The organism is Bradyrhizobium sp. A5, assembly GCF_042076515.1.
Classification (GTDB): domain Bacteria; phylum Pseudomonadota; class Alphaproteobacteria; order Rhizobiales; family Xanthobacteraceae; genus Bradyrhizobium; species Bradyrhizobium cosmicum.
The window spans coordinates 5,339,094-5,359,560 of sequence record NZ_CP148990.1 but is presented as its reverse complement, the minus strand read 5'-3'; the positions used below and the strand labels follow the sequence as shown (position 1 = coordinate 5,359,560).

The 20,467-nt window shown below is 64.1% G+C and carries 20 protein-coding genes; 17 read left to right on the top strand and 3 right to left on the bottom strand.

Translation table 11 applies throughout. The features are described 5' to 3' along the window. Nucleotides 1–79 precede the first annotated feature (79 nt). The 3 genes from WHZ77_RS25555 (at nt 80) to WHZ77_RS25545 (ending at nt 2,530) form a co-directional block, all read left to right on the top strand. On the top strand, nt 80–694 hold the full coding sequence (locus tag WHZ77_RS25555) for a DUF5343 domain-containing protein (protein WP_375310487.1): 615 nt from the start codon (nt 80–82) through the stop codon (nt 692–694). 25 nt (nt 695–719) lie between these two features. Continuing rightward, on the top strand, nt 720–1,274 hold the full coding sequence (locus WHZ77_RS25550; protein ID WP_375310486.1) for a Swt1 family HEPN domain-containing protein: 555 nt from the start codon (nt 720–722) through the stop codon (nt 1,272–1,274). A gap of 281 nt (nt 1,275–1,555) precedes the next feature. Then, nucleotides 1,556–2,530, top strand: coding sequence for a tripartite tricarboxylate transporter substrate binding protein (locus WHZ77_RS25545; protein WP_375310485.1), 975 nt, complete (start codon nt 1,556–1,558; stop codon nt 2,528–2,530). 12 nt (nt 2,531–2,542) lie between these two features. Here WHZ77_RS25545 and WHZ77_RS25540 read toward each other — a convergent pair whose 3' ends face one another. After that, entirely contained in the window at nt 2,543–2,869 is a 327-nt protein-coding gene (locus WHZ77_RS25540; RefSeq protein WP_375310484.1) for a hypothetical protein, read from the bottom strand. A gap of 203 nt (nt 2,870–3,072) precedes the next feature. Then, nucleotides 3,073–3,297 (bottom strand): hypothetical protein, encoded by a 225-nt coding sequence (locus tag WHZ77_RS25535; RefSeq protein WP_375310483.1) that lies wholly within the window; start codon nt 3,295–3,297, stop codon nt 3,073–3,075. A 255-nt stretch (nt 3,298–3,552) separates the two neighbouring features. On the opposite strand from WHZ77_RS25535, the gene WHZ77_RS25530 reads away from it, so the two are divergent. The 5 genes from WHZ77_RS25530 (at nt 3,553) to WHZ77_RS25510 (ending at nt 8,322) form a co-directional block, all read left to right on the top strand. Next, nucleotides 3,553–4,509, top strand: coding sequence for an N-carbamoyl-D-amino-acid hydrolase (locus WHZ77_RS25530; RefSeq protein WP_375310482.1), 957 nt, complete (start codon nt 3,553–3,555; stop codon nt 4,507–4,509). A 1,041-nt stretch (nt 4,510–5,550) separates the two neighbouring features. Further along, a complete protein-coding gene (locus tag WHZ77_RS25525) occupies nt 5,551–6,171 on the top strand; it encodes a TetR/AcrR family transcriptional regulator (protein WP_375310481.1) in 621 nt (206 codons plus the stop codon). 52 nt (nt 6,172–6,223) lie between these two features. Then, a complete protein-coding gene (locus WHZ77_RS25520; RefSeq protein ID WP_375310480.1) occupies nt 6,224–7,417 on the top strand; it encodes an MFS transporter in 1,194 nt (397 codons plus the stop codon). A gap of 148 nt (nt 7,418–7,565) precedes the next feature. Continuing rightward, nucleotides 7,566–7,985 carry a DUF4118 domain-containing protein gene (locus WHZ77_RS25515; RefSeq protein ID WP_375310479.1) on the top strand — a complete coding sequence of 140 codons (420 nt, stop codon included), beginning with the start codon at nt 7,566–7,568 and terminating at the stop codon, nt 7,983–7,985. A 127-nt stretch (nt 7,986–8,112) separates the two neighbouring features. Further along, the gene (locus WHZ77_RS25510) at nt 8,113–8,322 is read left to right on the top strand and encodes a hypothetical protein (RefSeq protein ID WP_151643145.1); all 210 of its coding nucleotides are present in this window, start codon (nt 8,113–8,115) and stop codon (nt 8,320–8,322) included. A gap of 122 nt (nt 8,323–8,444) precedes the next feature. Here the strand turns inward: WHZ77_RS25510 and WHZ77_RS25505 are convergent, their stop codons facing one another. After that, nucleotides 8,445–9,422, bottom strand: coding sequence for a LysR family transcriptional regulator (locus tag WHZ77_RS25505; RefSeq protein WP_375310478.1), 978 nt, complete (start codon nt 9,420–9,422; stop codon nt 8,445–8,447). A gap of 119 nt (nt 9,423–9,541) precedes the next feature. Between WHZ77_RS25505 and WHZ77_RS25500 the strand changes: the two genes are divergently transcribed. The 9 genes from WHZ77_RS25500 (at nt 9,542) to WHZ77_RS25460 (ending at nt 20,404) form a co-directional block, all read left to right on the top strand. Then, entirely contained in the window at nt 9,542–10,579 is a 1,038-nt protein-coding gene (locus WHZ77_RS25500) for a class 1 fructose-bisphosphatase (RefSeq protein ID WP_375310477.1), read from the top strand. 12 nt (nt 10,580–10,591) lie between these two features. Next, nucleotides 10,592–11,467 (top strand): phosphoribulokinase, encoded by an 876-nt coding sequence (locus WHZ77_RS25495; protein ID WP_375310476.1) that lies wholly within the window; start codon nt 10,592–10,594, stop codon nt 11,465–11,467. Between the two features lie 12 nt (nt 11,468–11,479). Continuing rightward, nucleotides 11,480–13,501, top strand: coding sequence for a transketolase (tkt, locus tag WHZ77_RS25490; protein ID WP_375310475.1), 2,022 nt, complete (start codon nt 11,480–11,482; stop codon nt 13,499–13,501). A 14-nt stretch (nt 13,502–13,515) separates the two neighbouring features. Beyond that, on the top strand, nt 13,516–14,601 hold the full coding sequence (fba, locus tag WHZ77_RS25485) for a class II fructose-bisphosphate aldolase (RefSeq protein ID WP_375310474.1): 1,086 nt from the start codon (nt 13,516–13,518) through the stop codon (nt 14,599–14,601). A gap of 31 nt (nt 14,602–14,632) precedes the next feature. Next, on the top strand, nt 14,633–16,093 hold the full coding sequence (locus tag WHZ77_RS25480; protein WP_375310473.1) for a form I ribulose bisphosphate carboxylase large subunit: 1,461 nt from the start codon (nt 14,633–14,635) through the stop codon (nt 16,091–16,093). Between the two features lie 11 nt (nt 16,094–16,104). Beyond that, entirely contained in the window at nt 16,105–16,512 is a 408-nt protein-coding gene (locus tag WHZ77_RS25475; RefSeq protein ID WP_375310472.1) for a ribulose bisphosphate carboxylase small subunit, read from the top strand. A 100-nt stretch (nt 16,513–16,612) separates the two neighbouring features. Continuing rightward, a complete protein-coding gene (gene cbbX, locus WHZ77_RS25470) occupies nt 16,613–17,548 on the top strand; it encodes a CbbX protein (protein ID WP_375310471.1) in 936 nt (311 codons plus the stop codon). Next, nucleotides 17,545–18,282, top strand: a complete 738-nt coding sequence (gene rpe, locus WHZ77_RS25465; protein WP_375310470.1) for a ribulose-phosphate 3-epimerase — start codon at nt 17,545–17,547, stop codon at nt 18,280–18,282. The genes cbbX and rpe overlap by 4 nt, the downstream gene beginning before the upstream one ends. 265 nt (nt 18,283–18,547) lie before the next feature. Continuing rightward, nucleotides 18,548–20,404, top strand: coding sequence for a putative bifunctional diguanylate cyclase/phosphodiesterase (locus WHZ77_RS25460; RefSeq protein WP_375310469.1), 1,857 nt, complete (start codon nt 18,548–18,550; stop codon nt 20,402–20,404). The last annotated feature ends 63 nt before the right edge of the window (nt 20,405–20,467 follow it).

Below are 20,467 nucleotides of genomic sequence, written 5' to 3'. Positions count from 1 at the left end.
TTCATCAGGTCGTCGGAATTGACTTGGCCAAGTAGTCCAGAGAACGTCTTCTACTAATCGTTGTATTAGGGGGGATTTTATGGCGCTTCCGGACGCATACGTGCAAATTTATGGTCAGTTGCCCGACATACTAAAGAGATTGTCGGACGGGCAGGCCCCAGAAAAATTTACGGTCCAATATCTCAAGGATATCGGCTTTCAATCAACCAACCACCGCGCGGTCATTCCATTATTGAAAGCGCTTGGCTTCCTTTCCGCCGACGGAACTCCGACTGGCCGGTATCACAACTACCGCGATCACAGCCAATCTAGGAAAATTATGGGGGAAGCGCTACGCGAGGCTTATAGCGATCTGTTCACGATCAAAGCCCGACCAACCGATGCCGATCGCGCGCTGATTGAAGGGAAATTTAAGAGCGCTCACAATACTGGCGAACGAACTGCGAAGTTGATGACAAGTACCTTTTATTCGCTGTTGTCGTTAGCTGATCTAGATGCAGCTACTCCAAGCGCCGTTCCGTTAGAGGAAAAGAAGCCCGAGCCGCCTCCGACGCCGCCCTCAGATAAACACGATCGCACATCGTCGCACCGGCCGTCGCTTCATTACAACATCGAAATACACCTGCCTGCGACCAAAGACGTCGAGGTCTTCAATGCAATTTTCAAGTCGTTAAGGGAGCACCTCCTTGACTAGCGAAAGGTCGGCGTTGAGAGACTTTATGTTTCGCGGACTGATGTTTGAATCTGAAGCCGCACAATTCCAGTCCGCAGGTATTCAAGTTGGGGCCGAAATTGGCCAAGCAGAAGAAAGGCTTCTGTCAGAGGCCTTATCACCATTCGGCGTTACGCGACGAAACCACGCTCTAGAGATGGGGCGGCTATATGTGGTGCTTCACTGTTTTGAGAATGAGGTTAGATCTCTGATCCGCGAGACGCTGGAAGAAAAGGAAGGTGGTGATTGGATTGAAAGACTGCCGCCCAAAATAAAATCCTTTGCTGAGGGACGACAAAAATCTTCCGAGCAGGATTCTTGGCTCACGGGCGAGAGGGCAGACTTACTAGGTTTCGTTGACTTCGGCCAACTCGCATCGATCATCGTTGACAAGTGGGTGCATTTTGAAGACTTGCTGCCGAGTCAGCATTGGCTGAAGCAGCGAATGGATGAGTTGGAGAAGGTGCGTCATTTCATAGCGCACAATCGAGTGCTTCTGCCGACCGAGTATCAGCGTGTGTACTTATATATCGCAGACTGGAATCGCGTGGTCGGACTTTGAAGGAGGTTATCGCCTCGTCCCCAGCACGCCGAGCATCCATTGCGATGACAGTGCACAAAACGCCTTGCACTGAACCAAGCTGATCTCTTCGAGAGTCCATTGACGCCGCCGGCAGGCAACGACCTTCGGCTACAGCGTCCTCGGTTTCGGCCCGTGCTCCATCAAATTCCCCGCGGAGATAACCAGTTGTCAGCCAGTCATCCCAACGGCTAGATAAGTCTACAGTCGATCGCAGCTTCGACGGCGCGATCGGCCAAAAACAAAAAACAGGGCTGGAAATCATGACCAAGAAAATCATCGCGCTCGCCACTGCCTTTGGCTTCGCGGCCTGCGGGCCGGCATGGGCCGCGTGGCCGGAGGACAAGCCGATCGAAGTCGTCGTCGGCTTTGCGCCCGGCGGCGGGACCGATGTGATGGCGCGCAAGCTGCTTCCCTTCGTCGAGCGCGCGCTGGGCGGCAAGGCGAAGTTCGTCGTCCTGAACAAGCCCGGCGCCGGTGGAGAGATCGCGTTTGCGTCGATCGCGCGCGCGGCGCCCGACGCCTATGCGATCGGCGTCGTCAACGTGCCCGGCTACAACTTCCTGCCGATGACGCGCAAAACCCAATACACCACGGACGACATCCGGCTGGTCGCGCGGGTCGTCGAAGATCCGAACGTGGTCGTGGTGCCCGCGGACAGCGGATTCAACACTCTGCCGGATGTCATCGCCGCACTGCGCAGCAAGCCGGGCTCGGTGACGTTCGGTCACAATGGCGCCGGCACCAACGGTCATCTGGCCATTCGCATGCTCGCGGCAGCCGCGAAGGTCGAGCCCAACGAAATTTCCTACCGGGGAACGGCCGCACAGCGGACCGATCTGCTCGGCGGGCATCTGCAAGTGGGGATGGTCAGTCTCAGCGAGATTCCGGAACTGCACGGCAGCAACAAGGGGCCGCTTCGCGTCATCGCGATCCTGTCGAAGAAGCGCTTTGCATCGCTGCCCGAGGTTCCCACAGCAGAGGAAGTCGGCTTTCCGGTCACGTCGACGGCAGAACGCGGCTTCGCGGTCCCGAAGGCCGTGCCGGACGACATCGTCAGGAAGCTGGAAGCCGGAATTGCCGAAGGCCTGCGTAATCCCGAATACTTGACGGGCTCGCCCAGCGACGAGCCGGTGATCGCCTTTCTGCCTGGTGCCGAGTGGCAAAAGCGCCTCGACGCCATGTCCGAGGCTTTGCGTCCCTATGCCGAGGACATGAAAGCGAACGAGCAGAAGTGAGCGGCTCGTAGCCTACCGCCGCGCCACCACCACGCCGATCATGAACGCGACCATCAGCGCCGACAGCGGCGCCTCGCGCACCATGCCGCGAACGATGTGTGTCCAATGCTGCTGCGGGACGAGCTTCGGCGACCTGACCTCAGGCGCCGGCGTGATGCCCCATTCCGAGGCAAGTTCGGCGATCTCGCTCGCAGCCAGCCGCACGTCGTCGCGGACGCGGAAGATGGCGGCGTCGGTGCGTTCGCGCGGCGCAAGCAGCATCAAGGTCGTGACGGCCGTGCGCAACGTCATCTCGCCGTAGCCTTGCAGCCGCACAGCCTCCTCTGGATCCGAACTCATGTGAAACTCCTCACAGCGCAAAGTGGCGCGCAATGGTGAATGCCATCGTCGCGCACAGGACCAGCGTGGACACCGCGCCGGCCACCCCGCGCGCGAGATGGGCTCGCGTCAGGTGCGTGGTCATGATCTTGCTCCATGCTCAGCATGGCAATGGCGGCGGAGAGCGTTGGTTCCCTGCAGGCCGACGAATGGGCTCGCGGTGACTACTTCCGCAGCAGCTCGCTCAATGCCGCCGTCGCCTCGGCGCAGCGGATGTCGTCGATCTCGCGCGACAGGCTGAGCGCACTCGATCTCAGGTCTTCGACCTTCCAGCCCTCCGGCTGCTGGTCTTCAAGTTGGCTGAGGCGTTTGTTCAGATCGTCCAGTTTTGACTGGAGCTGCCCGACGCTGGCCACTCCATTCACTTTCCAAATGCGTTGTGCGCGCATCCTAACTTCCCCTGCGTGTCTCACGGCGTTGTGAGAGCGGTTCGTGGCCGCAATGGGAGTTTCTCTTGTCCGGCTTCAGATCCTTGGGAACCGTTGCAAATAGGCAACGATGGTTCCACGATTGGAGGCGCTGGACGGCTTGCCCTTGCGTGGCGTGCTCCAGAGGCGCGGAATCTGCATGTGCGCGATCGCGACTGTGCGCCGCGCGATAGCGCGACGGTGAGGCTGTCCAGGAAGCGAACAAAGGAACGACGCGTGGCGAGATTTGTAAATGTCGCGGCCGGCCAGCTTGGCCCGATCGCGAGAGTCGAGGCAAGAACCGAGGTCGTGGCGCGGCTGATGGCCTTGATGCGGCAGGCGTACGCCAACGGCTGCGACCTGATCGTCTATCCCGAGCTCGCGTTGACCACCTTCTTTCCGCGCTGGTATTTCGAGGATCAGGCCGAGATCGACAGCTTCTTCGAGCGCGAGATGCCGGGGCCGGCGACGCAGCCTTTGTTCGACCTCGCACGCGAGCTCGGCATCGGCTTCTGCCTCGGCTACGCCGAGCTGACGGTCGAAGCCGGCGTTGTCAGGCGCTACAACACCTCCATCCTGGTCGAGAAGAGCGGGGCGACCGTCCTGAAGTACCGCAAGGTCCATCTGCCCGGCCATGCCGAGCACGAGCCGTGGCGTGAATTCCAGCATCTGGAAAAGCGCTATTTCGAACCCGGCAGCGGTTTTGGCGTGACGGAGGCGTTCGGCGGCGTGATGGGCATGGCGATCTGCAACGATCGCCGCTGGAGCGAGACCTACCGGGTGATGGGCCTGCAGGGCGTCGAGATGGTGATGATCGGCTACAACACGCCGGTGCACAATCCGCCGGCGCCCGAGCACGACGATCTCTCGCTGTTTCACAATCATCTGGTGATGCAGTCCGGCGCCTACCAGAACGGCACCTTCGTGGTCGGCGTCGCCAAGGCCGGCGTCGAGGAGGGGGTGGATCACATCGGCGGCAGCTGCATCGTCGCGCCCTCCGGCGAGATCATCGCGCGATGCACCACCAAGGGCGACGAGATCGCGCTCGCCCGCTGCGACCTCGATCTCTGCAACTCCTACAAGCGCACGACGTTCAATTTCGACGTTCACCGCCAGCCGAAGGCGTATGGGATGATCGTGGAGCGCAAGGGCGTGACGACGATGGCGGACGGCACGCCGGTGCGGAAGGGGTGACGCTGTAACCTCGTCATTCCGGGGCGCGCGAAGCGCGAGCCCGGAATCCATCGTGCCCCGTGTCATGCGGGCAAAATGGATTCCGGGCTCGCGCCAAGGGGCGCGCCCCGGAATGACGTGATTGCAGCCGCCCTGTTTCGCCGCCCAGTCAAGTCCTTTCGGCAAAAATATTCCACTTTACCGAAATTCGGAAATATCGTATGTGTCGCCCATCCCGGCTCATCCTTGAGGGGCGATCGTACGTCGTCACGATATGCGAGCCGGGCCTGCGGTGGACGTGGCAGCGTCGTGCGCGAGAGGCTAAGGGCAGGGCGGGTAGTCCCTGTGAGCCCGTGGCCGCGTGCGGACGAGCGGCGCTGATGCGTACGGCAAAACCGTGTGGTCCTGGCCGTCGTTGCTACGGTCAAGCCTTTGCGGAGATGTGCGCGAGCCCAACCGGGTAGACGGCATCGTCAATTCGCGGGGCGAGGGAGGCCAGAAGGAAAGTTCGGCTCCCGGGAGAGCACGGCATAGGCCGTCCGACCATCGCGCAGGGAAGGCCGAGTGATCGGCGACACCTGTATGCTGCTGTGCGGTTTCTCTGCGTGTGCTTTTCGCGCAGCGGACCGCGGGTGCCCGCCGGCACCCGGTCTTCCCTGCGCCCTCTTGGATTGGAGGGTCGAGAGAACAAGCAAAGCTCGGGCGAATTCAGCCGCGAGAACGCGAAGGCGTGTCTGCAACCACACACTCGCTGTCATCGTCCGGCTCGACCGAACGATCCAGTACTCCGAGACAGTGGTGGTTCAACCGAGCGGCCGCGGCTCGACTAACGGGAAGAGCGCGCCTCAATCCTCGGTGCGTGCCCCGGACGCAGCGCAGTGCTACTTCAGCGGTGCGCTGCAGAGCCGGGGCCTGTCTATCCGCGTCGGACCCGCCGCCTTCTGGGTCCCGGCTCTGCGCTGCAGCGCGTCCGGGACACGAGACCCGGCAACTTTCCCCAACGATCCCCCAATCACAACCACGTGTCTTTATTCGGAAACGACCATTCCCTATTATCCCGCAATGCAAAAAGCAGCCCGCCGATCGCAATCCTCTTCCCGTCCGCCCGGTCGTCCCCGGGAGTTCGACATGGACATCGCGCTGGACCGCGCCGTGCGGGTGTTTCGCGAGCGCGGCTATCACGCCACGTCCATCGGCGACCTCACCGCGGCGATGCGGCTCGCCACCGGCAGCATCTACAAGGCGTTTCGCGACAAGCATGCGGTGTTTCTCGCCGCCTTCGAGCGCTACACGGCGCGGCGCCAGGAGCAGACCCGCAGTGCTGCCGCGCGCGGCGCAAATGGGCGCGAGCGGCTGCGCCACGTGCTGCTCTCCTATGTCGAGCAGTCCCAGGGCAGCGAAGGCCGGCGCGGCTGTCTCGTGGTCGGCAGCGCGGTCGAGTTGTCGGCGGTTGATTCCGTCGTCGGTGCCCGCGTCAGCGCGCAGCTCCAGACCAACGAGAGCTTCATCGCCGGCCTCATTCGCGAGGGGCAGGCCGACGGCTCGATTCCCCGCCACGTCGCGGTCGACGACACCGCGCGGCTGATGATCTGCATCACGCAGGGGCTGCGCGTCGTCGGCAAGGCCCGCCTGCCGCTCGACGGGGACCGCCTCGTCGGCGCCGCGATGAAGCTGCTTGCCTGAATTTCTGTCTTGTTAGGGAACGATTGTTCCCGATTGTTTGGAGACCATGTAAATGACGATGAATGCCACGATCGAGGCCGCGCCGGGGCCGGATGCGGTGTCGCAGCGACTGACCTTCGTGCTGGCCGCGGCCTGTGGCATGATCGCCGCCAACATCTATTACGCCCAGCCGTTGATCGCGCCGATCAGCGCCGCGCTGGGCCTGTCGCACGCCGCGGCCGGGCTGATCGTCACCATGACGCAGATCGGCTACGGCACCGGATTGCTGTTCATCGTGCCGCTCGGCGATCTCGTCGAGAACCGCGCCCTGATCTGCTCGATCATCATGCTCGGTGCTGCGGCGTTGCTGGCGGCGGCCTTCGCCACCCATGCGCTGCCGTTCCTGGTCGCGGCGCTGTTCATCGGCGTCGGTTCGGTCGCGGTGCAGGTGATTATTCCCTATGCGGCGCATCTGGCGCCGGCGGCGATCCGGGGCCGCGTCGTCGGCAACGTCTCGACCGGCCTGATGCTCGGCATCATGCTGGCGCGCCCGGTGTCGAGCTTCGTCACCGCGGCGTTGTCGTGGCATGCGGTGTTCTTCGCCTCTGCCGCGCTGATGATCGTGCTCGCTGCCGTGCTGTGGATGACGTTGCCGAAACGCAAGCCGGTTGTGCGCATGCATTACGGCACGCTGCTGCTGTCGATGCCGCATCTGGTGCGCACCACGCCGCTGCTCCGGCGCCGCGCGCTGTACCAGGCAAGTCTGTTCAGTTGCTTCACGCTGTTCTGGACGGTCGCGCCGCTCCAGCTCGCACGCGAATTCGGCTTCACCCAGCGCGGCATCGCGCTGTTCGCGCTCGCCGGCGTCGCCGGCGTGTTCTCGGCGCCGATTGCAGGACGGCTCGCGGACCGTGGTCACAGCCGCGTCGCAACCCTCGTCGCGATGCTGCTTGCGGCCTTTGGCTTCCTCGTCAGCTATGTCGGCGCGGCTGGATCGGCGCTGAACCTCGCCTGCCTGATCGTGGCTGCGATCGCCATCGATCTCGGCGCCCAGGGCAATGTCGTGCTCGGCTTCCGTGCCATCTTCCTGCTCGGGCACGAGAACCGCAGCCGCCTCAACGGCCTCTATATGGCGACGTTCTTTGCGGCCGGCGCCGCCGGCTCCGCGGTCGGCGCCTGGGCCTTCGCGCAAGGCGGCTGGGCGCTGGCATCGGCCATTGGCCTCGCCTTGCCCGTCGCGGGCTTGCTCTACGCGGCCACCGAGTAGCCGCGGGGCCGGGATTGTGCGCTGCGGCCGTTTACCAGGCGCCGGATACCGGGTCCTGCGTGGCGCAATTTCCATCTCGCGGTTTGCCGGCCGCTGTAGTACTTTGGTCGCAAGAGGAGCCTGGTCAACAGGTGGCAGGGGGAGGCTGATGAGACAAGCGGGGCTGTTTGGCGTACCGCGGATGCGGCCATGGTCGTGGCAGGCGTTCCTGCTCGGGTTCGTCGTCGTTGCGGTGTCGGCGGTGCTTCAGGGCATCTGCGTCGCGCTCGGCGCAAAATTGTATTTCGCAGCATTCCTGCCCAGCCTGTTCGTGCTCGGACTTGTCGCGGGCGCGCCGGCGGCGGCATTCGCGGCGCTGCTCACCGTTCCGCTGGTGTGGTGGGCGTTCATACCGCCGTTCTTCCAGTTCACGCCGCTCTCCAGCGCGAATGCGGATTCCGTCAATTTGTTCTGTCTTCTTGCCGTGCTCCTGATCGGTCTCGCCGATCTCTGCCGCGAGACGGCGGCGATCGTCAGCCGCGGCGGGCTGCAGTCCTCGGGCGAGAGCGCGGCAACGAATCCGCAATAAACGGGCTGCGCGCGTTGCGCCCGCGCAACAGTCCGGCAACCATCCGCGCATCTGCTGCGCGCCGCTAACTTTTCGAAAAAGATTTGGCCGCAATTTCTCCCCCGGGAATGACGAGGGAGTTTTCGACATGAACGGCCAGATCAACGGTCACGCCATCTTTGAGAACGTGCGCCGCTACCGCGGCATCGCATCGCTCTATCGCCAGACCGCTGCATTCCGCCCGGGCCAGCGCTGGTCGCTGCTGGAGCAGGCCAGGGAATGGGAAGAGCGGGCGCTGTCGGAGCTGGAAACCTATTTCGCGACGCGCGCGGACTACGCCACCTCGCTCGCTGCCTGATCGTTAATTGTCGAGGCGTCGATGCCACGGGGCGGGCGCCCGTCGACGGAGCATCTGCACCAGATCGTCGTCATTCTTGCGGCAACTGTCGCGATGAAGCTGATGGGGTGACGTTCGGCGGGCTATTGTCCACCGAACTCGGGCACCTCGGGCAGGTAGTTCGAGCCTTCCGAGCCCAAAAAATCGAACATCGCCTGCGCCGGCGGCAGCAGCACCTTGTCGCTGCGGCGGATCACGTACCATTGCCGGACGATGGGAAGGCCCGCGACATCGAGCACGATGAGGCGGCCTTCGGCGAGCTCATGCGCCACCGTGTGGGCCGAGATGAAGGCGATCCCGAGCCCGGCAATCACCGCCTGCTTGATGGTCTCGTTGCTGCTCATCTCCATGCCGATGATCGGCTCGAGATCGGACTTCTGGAACATGCCCTCCATCAGCGTGCGCGTGCCCGATCCCGGCTCGCGGGTGAGGAAGGTCTCGTGCACGAGATCAGTCAGGCTGAGCCCTGAATCCGTCTCCAGCCAGTGCCCCTTGCGCGCGACGATGATGTGCGGATTACGCCCGAGCTGACGCACGTCGACGCTGACGTCGGCCGGTGGCCGACCCATCACCGCGAAGTCGAGGTCGTAGCCGTGCATGGCCTCGCGGATCTCCTCGCGATTGCCGATGGTCAGCTTGATCTCGATCTTCGGATGCCGCTTGGAGAAGGCCGCGATCGCATGCGGCACGAAATACTTTGCGGTCGAGACCGCGCCGAGATGCACCGTGCCGCCCGTGCGCCCGGCAAGCAGATCGAGCGCGCCCTGGCAGTCCATGATCGCGGCTTCGACGCGCTCGGCGAGCGTCAGCACCTCCCTGCCGGCCTCCGTCAACAGCATGCCGTCGCCGGTCCGCTGCACCAGCGGCAGGCCCGCAAGGTCCTGAAGCTGGCGGAGTTGCTGGGTGACGGCCGGCTGGGTCAGGCCGAGCTGGCTCGAGGCCGCCGTGACGCTGCCCTTGGCCGAGACTGCCGCGAGCGAGCGGAGCTGCCGGATCGTGACATGCCGGAGCTGGACCGCTGCGTGGCCGGGACCATTATAAGAAAATTCTTTGGCGCTCATTATGAATAGAAATTTTCCTTATTAAGCCCGCCCTGTCAATCTCATCGTGCTGGGACTGACCGCACTGACCTCCACCACGGAGGGAACTGGATGCGGCGCTCACAAGGGGATGGACGCAGATGACCGGGCAACTCAGGCTGGACGAGCACCTTCAGCGGTATTCCGAGACTGCACCTCATGCGCTGGCGGTGGCGGCAGCGGTCGATGCCGTCGCGGCAGCCGCGATCGAGATCGCCGACCTCATTGCCAGCGGAGATCTCGCCGACGCCTCGGGCTTGACCACCGGCCGCAACAGTGACGGCGATCTCCAGCGTGATCTCGACGTCCAGGCGGACATGATCCTTCGCCGCTGCCTCGGCAGATTGCCGATCGCGGCGTTGGCGTCGGAGGAGATGCGCGAGCCGCAGACCGGCGATCGCGAAGCAAAGATCTGCGTCGCGATCGATCCGCTCGACGGCTCCTCCAACATCGATATCAACATGACGGTCGGCACGATCTTCTCGATCCTGCCGGCGCCGGACGACCTCGATCTCGCCTTCCACCAGCGCGGCTCGGCGCAGCTTGCGGCGGGCTTCGTCACCTACGGTCCGCAGACCTCGCTGGTGCTGACGCTCGGCGACGGCGTCGATGTCTTCACGCTTGATCGCAGGTCCGGCTGCTTCCGCCTTGCGCGCAGCGGCGTCCAGATCGCGGAGGCGTGCGACGAGTTCTCGATCAATGCATCGAACCGCCGGCATTGGGATCCGCCGATGCGCGCCTTCGTCGACGAATGTCTTGCCGGCGTCGACGGGCCCGCCAATCGCAATTTCAACATGCGCTGGATCGGCTCGCTGGTCGCGGAGGCTTATCGCATCCTTACCCGTGGCGGCGTGTTCCTCTATCCCTCCGATGCACGGCCCGGCTATGGCGACGGCCGCTTGCGCCTCACCTACGAAGCGCATCCGATGGCGATGATCATCGAGCAGGCCGGCGGCTCCGCGTCGACGGGGCGCGAGCGCATCCTCGATCTTGCCGCGGACAGCCTGCATCAGCGCGTACCGCTGATCATGGGATCGAGCAACGAGGTGCGGCGCGTCGCGGAACTGCACTGCGATCCGCTGCTGGTGGCGAGCGGCTCCGCGCCGTTGTTCGCGCGTCGCGGCTTCTTCCGCGTGTGAGAGGGACGGCGCATGTCCAGGAAGCATCCGATCATCTCCATCACCGGCTCCTCCGGCGCTGGCACGACCTCGGTGAAGAAGACCTTCGAGCAGATATTCTTCCGCGAGAAGGTCAATGCCGCCTACATCGAAGGCGACGCCTTCCACCGCTATGACCGCACCGAGATGCGCACGCAGATGGCCAGGGAGGCCGATCGCGGCAATAAGCATTTCAGCCATTTCAGCCCCGAGACCAATCTGTTCGAGGAGCTCGAGCGGGCGTTCCGGGATTATGGTGAGACCGGCACGGCGACGACGCGGCACTACGTCCACGACGCCGAGGAGTCTGCGCTGCACGGCGTGGCTCCCGGCACCTTCACCGAATGGGAACGGCTGCCGGAGAATTCGGACCTGCTATTCTACGAGGGCCTGCACGGCGCAGTGGTCACCGACAAGGTCAATGTCGCGCGCTATGCCGATCTCAAGATCGGCGTCGTGCCCGTCATCAATCTCGAATGGATCCAGAAGCTGCATCGCGACCGCAGCGCGCGCGGCTATTCGACCGAGGCCGTCACCGACACCATTCTGCGGCGGATGCCGGACTACATCCACTACATCTGCCCGCAATTCACCGAGACCGACATCAACTTCCAGCGCGTGCCCACGGTGGACACCTCCAATCCGTTCGTCGCGCGCTGGATCCCGACGCCGGATGAATCGATGGTGGTGATCCGCTTCAAGAATCCGCGCGGCATCGACTTTCCCTATCTGCTGTCGATGCTGCCGCACAGCTTCATGTCGCGCGCAAACTCCATCGTGTGTCCCGGCGCGAAGCTGGACCTCGCGATGCAGCTCATCCTGACGCCGCTGATCATGCAGCTCATCGAGCGCAAGCGAAACCTGAAGTAAGGGGAGGATCCGATGAACATCTCCGTCCGTGCCGAAGCCGATCTCACGGCGGTCGCGCATAGCGATCTCTCCAACGCCGTCCGCTTCCTCGCGGTCGATGCCATCGAGACCTCGCAGTCCGGCCATCCCGGCCTCCCCATGGGCATGGCCGACGTCGCGACCGTGTTGTTCTCGCGCTTCCTGAAATTCGACTCCGCGCATCCGAACTGGCCGGACCGCGACCGCTTCGTGCTGTCGGCGGGGCACGGCTCGATGCTGCTTTATGCGCTTCTCTATCTGACTGGCGGCGATGTCAGCCTCGATGACATCAAGGCGTTTCGGCAGTGGGGCTCGAAGACACCGGGCCATCCAGAATACGGCCACACACCGGGCGTGGAGACCACGACGGGACCGCTGGGGCAGGGGATAGCGACCGCGGTCGGCATGGCGCTCGCCGAGCGCATGGCCAATGCGCGGCATGGCGATGGCCTCGTCGATCACTTCACCTACGTGATATCAGGCGATGGCTGCCTGATGGAGGGCATCAGCCAGGAGGCGATCTCGCTCGCGGGCCATCTCCAGCTCCACCGACTGATCGTGCTATTCGACGACAACGGCATCTCCATCGACGGGCCGACGTCGCTCGCGACTTCCGATGACCAGCTTGCCCGGTTCGCCGCGTCCGGCTGGTCGGTGCGCCGCGTCGATGGACACGATCCGGAGGCGGTTGCGCAGGCGATTGCGGAGGAGCGCGAGAGCGCAAAACCGTCACTGATCGCTTGCCGCACCATCATCGGCTATGGCGCACCGGACCGGCAAGGCACCGAGAAGGCGCATGGCGCGCCGCTCGGTGCCGATCAGACGGCGGCCGCGCGCCGGACACTCGGCTGGGACTACCAGCCCTTCGTGGTGCCTGTCACGATCATGAAGGCGTGGCGGATGATCGGGCAGCGCGGGCAGGTCGATCGTCTCGCCTGGCTCGATCGCTACGAATGCGCGACGCCGGAGCAGCAAGATCTGTTCGTCGAGGGCAAGGCCGTTGCCCTGCCGGCCGCCTATGCGCTGGCCGCGGCGAAACTGCGCGAGCGCTTTGCCAGCGAGCGCCCGAAGCTCGCGACGCGGCAAGCCTCGCAACAGGTGCTCGACAATATCGCCGCGACTATTCCCGGTCTGGTCGGCGGCTCTGCGGACCTGACCCATTCGAACCTGACGCACGCCAAGGCGCAGGCGCCTGTGAAGCGCGGCGCGTTCGCCGGCGACTACATCCATTATGGTATCCGCGAGCACGGCATGGCAGCCGCGATGAACGGTCTCGCGCTGCACGGCGGCTTCATTCCCTATGGCGGCACCTTCCTTGCCTTCTCCGATTACAGCCGGCCGGCGATCCGCCTTGCGGCCTTGATGCGGTTGCGCGTCATCCATGTGATGACTCACGACTCCATCGGTCTCGGTGAGGACGGTCCGACGCACCAACCGGTCGAACATCTCGCCGCGCTGCGCGTCATTCCGAATCTGCTGGTGTTCCGTCCGGCCGACGCGGTCGAGACGCTGGAGGCCTGGGACTGCGCACTCGAGTCCGAGCATCGTCCCTCCGTGCTGTGCCTGTCGCGGCAGGCGCTGCCGACCTTCCGCAGCGACGCCCGCGGCCGGAACCGCGTTGCGCGGGGCGCTTATCTCGTGGTCTCGCCGGACGGCGGCCGTGACGTGACGCTGATCGCAACAGGTTCGGAAGTGTCGATCGCGCTGGAAGCCGCCCGCCTGCTTGCGACCGAGCACGTCCGTGCGGCCGTGGTCTCCGCGCCTTGCTTCGCGCTGTTCGACGAGCAACCGGAGGACTACCGCGCCGCTGTTCTCGGCACCGCGCCGCGCGTCGGCATCGAGGCGGCGGTCGCCGGCGATTGGCATCGCTGGATCGGCTCCGACGGCGAGTTCGTCGGCATGCGCGGCTTCGGCGCGTCGGCGCCTGCGTCTGTGCTCTACCGCGAATTCGGCATCACTTCGCAAGGCATTGCGGAAGCCGCCCGGCGGGCGATCGCCCGCGCTCGCAAGCCATAACAGGAGGACTATTCGTGGCCCGTATCACCCTTCGCCAATTGCTCGATCACGCCGCCGGTCACGGCTACGCAGTGCCGGCGTTCAACATCAACAACATGGAGCAGGGCATCGCGATCATGCAGGCGGCGGCCGAGGTCGATGCGCCCGTGATCATTCAAGCCTCGCGCGGCGCGCGCAGTTATGCCGGAGATCTCATGCTTTCGCACATGATCGAGGCGCTGGAGCGGACTTATCCCGATATCCCGCTCTGCATGCACCAGGACCACGGCAATGACGAAGCGACCTGCGCCAGCGCCATCGCGCACGGTTTCACCTCGGTGATGATGGATGGCTCGCTGAAGGCCGACGCCAAAACAGCGGCCGATTACGACTACAACGTCGCCATCACCCGCCGCGTCGTCGATCTTGCCCATTGGGTCGGTGCCTCCGTCGAGGGCGAGCTCGGCGTGCTCGGCTCGCTCGAGCATGGCGGTGGCGAGCAGGAGGACGGCCACGGCGTCGAGGGCAAGGTCAGCCGCGACCAGTTGCTGACCGATCCCGACCAGGCCGTGGACTTCGTCCGTGCCACCAAGGTCGACGCGCTCGCGATCGCGATGGGGACCTCGCACGGGGCCTACAAGTTCAGCCGCAAGCCCGACGGTGACATCCTGGCGATGCGGGTGGTCGAGGAGATTCATCGCCGGCTGCCGAATACGCATCTGGTCATGCATGGCTCGTCCTCGGTGCCGCAGCCGCTCCAGGACATGTTCAACCAGTTCGGCGGTGAGATGCCGCAGACCTGGGGTGTGCCGGTCGAGGAGATTGTCCGCGGCATCCGGAGCGGCGTGCGCAAGGTCAATATCGACACCGATTGTCGCCTGGCGATGACCGCAGTATTCCGCAAGGTCGCAGCGCAAACGCGCTCCGAGTTCGATCCGCGCAAATTCCTCAAGCCCGCGATGGATGCGATGCGCGACCTCTGCCGCGACCGCTTCGAGCAGTTTGGCACCGCGGGGCACGCCAGCAGGATCAAGGTCGTTCCCATGAGCGAGATGGCGCGGCGCTACCGCGCTGGCGAGCTCGATCCGCGCGCCGACGCGCGCGAGCCGGTCGCAGCCTAGTCATTCAGAGAGAGAAGAGCAGGAGAGAGCGATGAACGCACATGCAGGTACGGTCCACGGCAAGGAAAGATATCGCTCGGGCGTGATGGAATACAAGCGCATGGGCTATTGGGAGCCCGACTATGTGCCAAAGGACACCGATGTCATCGCGCTGTTCCGCGTCACGCCGCAGGAGGGCGTGGACCCGATCGAAGCGTCCGCCGCGGTGGCGGGCGAATCCTCGACCGCGACCTGGACGGTGGTGTGGACCGATCGCTTGACGGCAGCCGAAAAGTATCGCGCGAAATGCTACCGCGTCGATCCGGTGCCGGGCACGCCGGGCTCCTATTTCGCCTACATTGCCTATGACCTCGACCTGTTTGAGCCGGGCTCGATCGCCAACCTTTCCGCTTCGATCATCGGCAATGTGTTCGGCTTCAAGCCACTGAAGGCGCTGCGGCTGGAAGACATGCGCTTCCCGGTCGCCTATGTGAAGACGTTCCAGGGACCGGCGACCGGCATCGTGGTCGAGCGCGAGCGGCTCGACAAGTTCGGCCGGCCGCTGCTGGGCGCAACGGTCAAGCCGAAGCTCGGACTGTCGGGCCGCAACTACGGCCGCGTGGTGTACGAGGCGCTCAAGGGCGGGCTCGACTTCACCAAGGACGACGAGAACATCAACTCGCAGCCGTTCATGCATTGGCGCGACCGCTTCCTCTATTGCATGGAGGCAGTGAACCGCGCCCAGGCCGCCTCCGGCGAGGTGAAGGGCACCTACCTGAACATCACCGCCGGGACGATGGAGGACATGTACGAGCGTGCGGAGTTCGCCAAGGAGCTCGGATCGTGCATCGTCATGATCGACCTCGTGATCGGCTACACCGCGATCCAGTCGATGGCAAAATGGGCGCGCCGCAACGACACGATATTGCATCTGCATCGCGCCGGTCACTCGACCTATACCCGGCAGAAGAGTCACGGGGTGTCGTTCCGCGTCATCGCGAAGTGGATGCGGCTCGCCGGCGTCGACCACATCCATGCCGGCACCGTGGTCGGCAAGCTCGAAGGCGATCCCAACACCACGCGCGGCTATTACGATGTCTGCCGCGAAGACTTCAATCCGACCAGACTCGAACACGGGCTGTTCTTCGACCAGTCCTGGGCGAGCCTGAACAAGATGATGCCGGTGGCGTCCGGCGGCATCCATGCCGGCCAGATGCACCAGCTGCTCGATCTCTTGGGCGAAGACGTCGTGCTGCAGTTCGGGGGCGGCACCATCGGTCATCCCATGGGCATTGCGGCCGGCGCGATCGCCAACCGCGTGGCGCTGGAAGCGATGATCCTCGCCCGCAACGAAGGGCGCGACTATGTCCACGAAGGGCCCGAGATCCTGGCCAGGGCAGCCGAGACCTGCACGCCGCTGAAGGCGGCGCTCGAGGTCTGGAAGGACGTGTCCTTCAACTATCAATCCACCGACACGCCGGACTTTGTGCCGACCGCGCTGGAAACCGTCTAGGGAGTATTGACATGAAATTGACCCAGGGCTGCTTCTCGTTCCTGCCCGATCTCACCGACGACCAGATCACCAAGCAGGTGCAGTACTGCCTCGCCAACGGCTGGGCGGTGAACATCGAGTTCACTGACGATCCGCATCCCCGCAATACTTATTGGGAGATGTGGGGCCTGCCGATGTTCGATCTCCAGGATGCCGCCGGCGTGATGATGGAGCTCGCCGAGTGCCGCAGGGTGTATGGCGATCGCTACATCCGCATCAGCGGTTTCGACTCCAGCCAGGGCTGGGAATCGGTGCGGATCTCTTTCCTCGTCAATCGTCCACCGCAGGAGGCCGAGTTCGACCTGGTGCGGCAGGAGGTCGGCGGCCGCGCGATCCGCTACACCACCGTGCGCCGGCAGGTCGCGCACGCGTCGACCTAATCCATCCTCCTCCGCGCGGAGCACTCCCTGCTCCGTATCCTTGGCGGACCACTGCTTCGCCGCTTCCCCGCGGCGAAGCTCTTTTCTTCGAGGGTAGCCGATGCTCGATGTCCCCCACCTGGTCACCGCTGACGGAAATGAGACCAACTTCGATCTCCGCAAGGAGGCCGAAGCCGCCGGCATCACAGACACGCTGCAACTGCTCGAGCAGGAGCTGATAGGCCTGAAGCCGGTCAAGAACCGCGTGCGCCAGATCGCATCGCTGCTGCTGATCGAGCGCATCCGCCAGCGTGCGGGCCTCGCCTCCGCTCCGCCGACGCTGCACATGTCGTTCACGGGCAATCCCGGCACCGGCAAGACCACGGTGGCGCTGCGCATGGCGAAGATCCTGCACGGGCTCGGCTTCGTCCGGCGCGGGCAGGTGATCTCGGTGACGCGCGACGATCTCGTCGGGCAATATATCGGCCACACCGCGCCGAAGACCAAGGAGATCCTGAAGAAGGCGATGGGCGGCGTGCTCTTCATCGACGAGGCCTACTACCTGCACCGCCCTGACAACGAGCGCGACTACGGCCAGGAGGCGATCGAGATCCTGCTCCAGGTGATGGAGAACCAGCGCGAGGATCTCGTCGTCATCCTGGCCGGCTATGGAGAGCGAATGACGAGATTCTTTGCATCAAACCCAGGCTTCCGTTCGCGGATCGCCCACCACATCGACTTTCCGGACTATGCGGAGGCCGAGTTGCTGGTCATCGCCGAGCTGATGCTCAGGGAGCGCGGCTATCGCTTCTCGGCATCTGCGCGCGAGGCCTTCGAGAGGTACATCGCACTGCGACGGACCCAGCCGTTCTTCTCCAACGCGCGCTCGATCCGCAACGCGATCGACCGCATCCGATTGCGGCAGGCCGATCGCCTGGTATCCGATCTCGATCGCATGCTCGATGTCGCCGATCTCGAAACCATCGACCCGGCGGATGTCCTTGCGAGCCGCGTCTTCAGCGGTGGTGCGGACGCGCAGAGGACTGCAAAGCCATGACCGGGGAGATTATCATCGCGCCCTCGATCCTGGCGGCGGATTTCGCGCGCCTCGGCGAGGAGATCGCAGCGATCGACGCGGCGGGTGCTGACTGGATTCATTGCGATGTGATGGATGGACATTTCGTTCCGAACATCAGTTATGGCGCAGACGTCATCAAGGCGATCCGGCCGCTGACGAAGAAGATGTTCGACGTGCATCTGATGATTGCGCCGGTCGATCCTTATCTTGAAGCGTTCGCAAAGGCCGGCGCCGACGTCATCACGGTCCATGCCGAAGCCGGCCCGCATCTCGACCGCTCGCTGCAGGCGATCCGCGCGCTCGGCAAGAAAGCCGGTGTCAGCCTGTGCCCGGCCACTCCAGAGAGCGCGATTGAGTACGTGCTCGATCGTCTCGATCTCGTGCTGGTCATGACCGTCAATCCCGGCTTTGGCGGCCAATCCTTCCTCGACTCCCAGCTTGAGAAGATCAGGCGGGTTCGATGCATGATCGGCGAGCGGCCGATCCGGCTGGAGGTCGATGGCGGCATCACGCGGGACAAGGCCGCTGCTGTCGCCGCCGCGGGCGCCGATACGCTCGTGGCAGGCTCCGCCGTGTTTCGCGGCAAGAGCCGCGCCGATTATACCGGCAACATCGCGGCCATTCGGGTCGCGGCGGAGGCCGCGCGGGCTCCCATCCTGCGGGATAGTCCCGCGCGGCTGATGCAGCTCCGAGAAGGCGCGCTCATCCGGTAGACTACGGATCGGACGCATGAAGAGGATGTCGCGGCGCTGGTTGTACCAAGGCGTGCCACTTCTCTCCGGGGGTCTACGGAGGATACCGCGCAAGTCGATCAACTCCTTCAGGCCGGGGTAACCAACGCGCCTGACACGAAAATTCGATTAACGCCCGCGCAATGCTACGCATCGCAATCTGCGGTTTAGGAACGCGAGAGAGCGCGGGGATGCGGATCGAAGAGAATTGCGGGCATGAGGCCTGCACGCGGCGGGGAGCGACGGCATGAGCATGCATCGCTTGTTCGCCGAGCAGCTTCGCTGCGCCACCGATGCGGCCGGTCGGGTCCAGCTCGTCAAGCTGGGTAAGCTCGTCAGCGCCGCCTATGAGGCGAGCGACCGCGATCGCCAGCGGATGACCGAGGCGCGCGCGAAGACGCACGGGCAGGTGGAAGAAGATCTTCTGCGGACGCGCGAGTTCCTCGACACCATCGTGGACAACATCCCGATCGCCGTGTTCGCAAAGTGCGCGAAGGATTCGCGCTACATCCTGCTCAACCGCGCCGGCGAGGATTATTACGGCCTGCCGCGCGAGCAGATGCTGGGCAGGACGCCCGAGGAGGTCTTTCCGGCGGATGTCGCCCGCATTGTCAACGAGCAGGACCGCCGGGTCGTTGCCAGCGGTATGCCGATGTTCCTCGAGGAGCATCTGCTCGAAGTCGGCGTCAAGGGGCACGACCGCGTCATCAACTCACGCAAGATGCTGATCACGGACGCCGCGGGCGAGCCGCAATATCTGGTCGGCGTGATCGAGGACGTCACCGAGCGCATCACCACCCAGGAACGCATCAGCCACCTCGCGCATCACGATGCGCTGACCGACCTGCCCAACAGAAGCGCATTCAATGCGGCACTGAGCGAGCGGCTGGAACGTGCCCAGGAGGCGTCGACCAGCTTTGCGGTGCTCAGCCTCGATCTCGATCGCTTCAAGGAAGTGAACGATGTGTTCGGCCATCCCGTCGGCGACATGTTGATGCGGGCAGCAGCCGGACGCCTTGCCGAGGAATCCGACGGCGGCTTCGTCGCCCGTATCGGCGGCGACGAGTTCATGATCCTGATGCCGGACGATGTCTGCCGCGAAGAGGTGCTGGCGCTCGGCGAACGCCTGGTCGAGGCGATCGGCAACGAACTCGAGGTCGACGATTATCTCCCCCATGTCGGCTTGAGCGTAGGTATCGCGATCTATCCGGATGACGGCGTGGACGCGGTGACGCTGCTCGCCAATGCCGATTCGGCGCTCTATCGCGCCAAGCGCGAGGGCCGGGGCCGGGTCTGCTTCTTCGAATCCGCGATGGACCGCGAACTGCGCGACCGCAGGCTGCTATTGCACGATCTCCGGCAGGCGGTGGAGCAGAACCAGCTCCTCGTCTACTTCCAGCCGCAGGCGCGGATGGACGGCGAGATCATCGGTTTCGAGGCGCTGGTGCGCTGGAACCACCCGACCCGCGGCTTCGTGCCGCCGGACCAGTTCATTCCGCTCGCCGAGGAGAACGGACTGATCATCCAGATCGGTGAATGGGTCTTGCGCGAGGCGTGCCGCGAGGCGGCGTCCTGGCCGCGGCCGTTGCAGGTCGCGGTCAATCTGTCGCCGGTCCAGTTCCAGGCCGGCGACCTCGAACGTTCGATCCACCAGATCCTGCTGGAGACGGGGCTGGCGCCCACGCGGCTCGAGGTCGAGATTACCGAGGGCGTTCTGATCGGCGATTTCACCCGCGCGCTCACCCTGCTGCGCCGGCTGAAGGCGCTCGGCATCCGCATCGCGATGGACGATTTCGGCACCGGCTATTCCTCGCTGTCCTATCTCCAGTCGTTCCCGTTCGACAAGATCAAGATCGACCGCAGCTTCATCTCCGATCTCGAAGAGAGGCCGCAATCGGCCGAGATCGTTCGCGCGGTCTTGAGCCTTGCGCATGCCCTGAAGATTCCGGTGGTTGCGGAAGGGGTGGAGACCGAAGCGCAGCGGGTGTTTCTCGCGCGCGAGGCCTGCGAGGAGATGCAGGGTTATCTCATTGGCCGGCCTGAACCGATCGAACGGTATCTCGATCTGATCGGCGTGACCGTGGAACAGCGCCTTTCCGCCTAGCCAGCGTCATGCCTGACGAGACCGGTTCCACGGTGCGATAGGAACCAACGCCCGCGAGCGCAT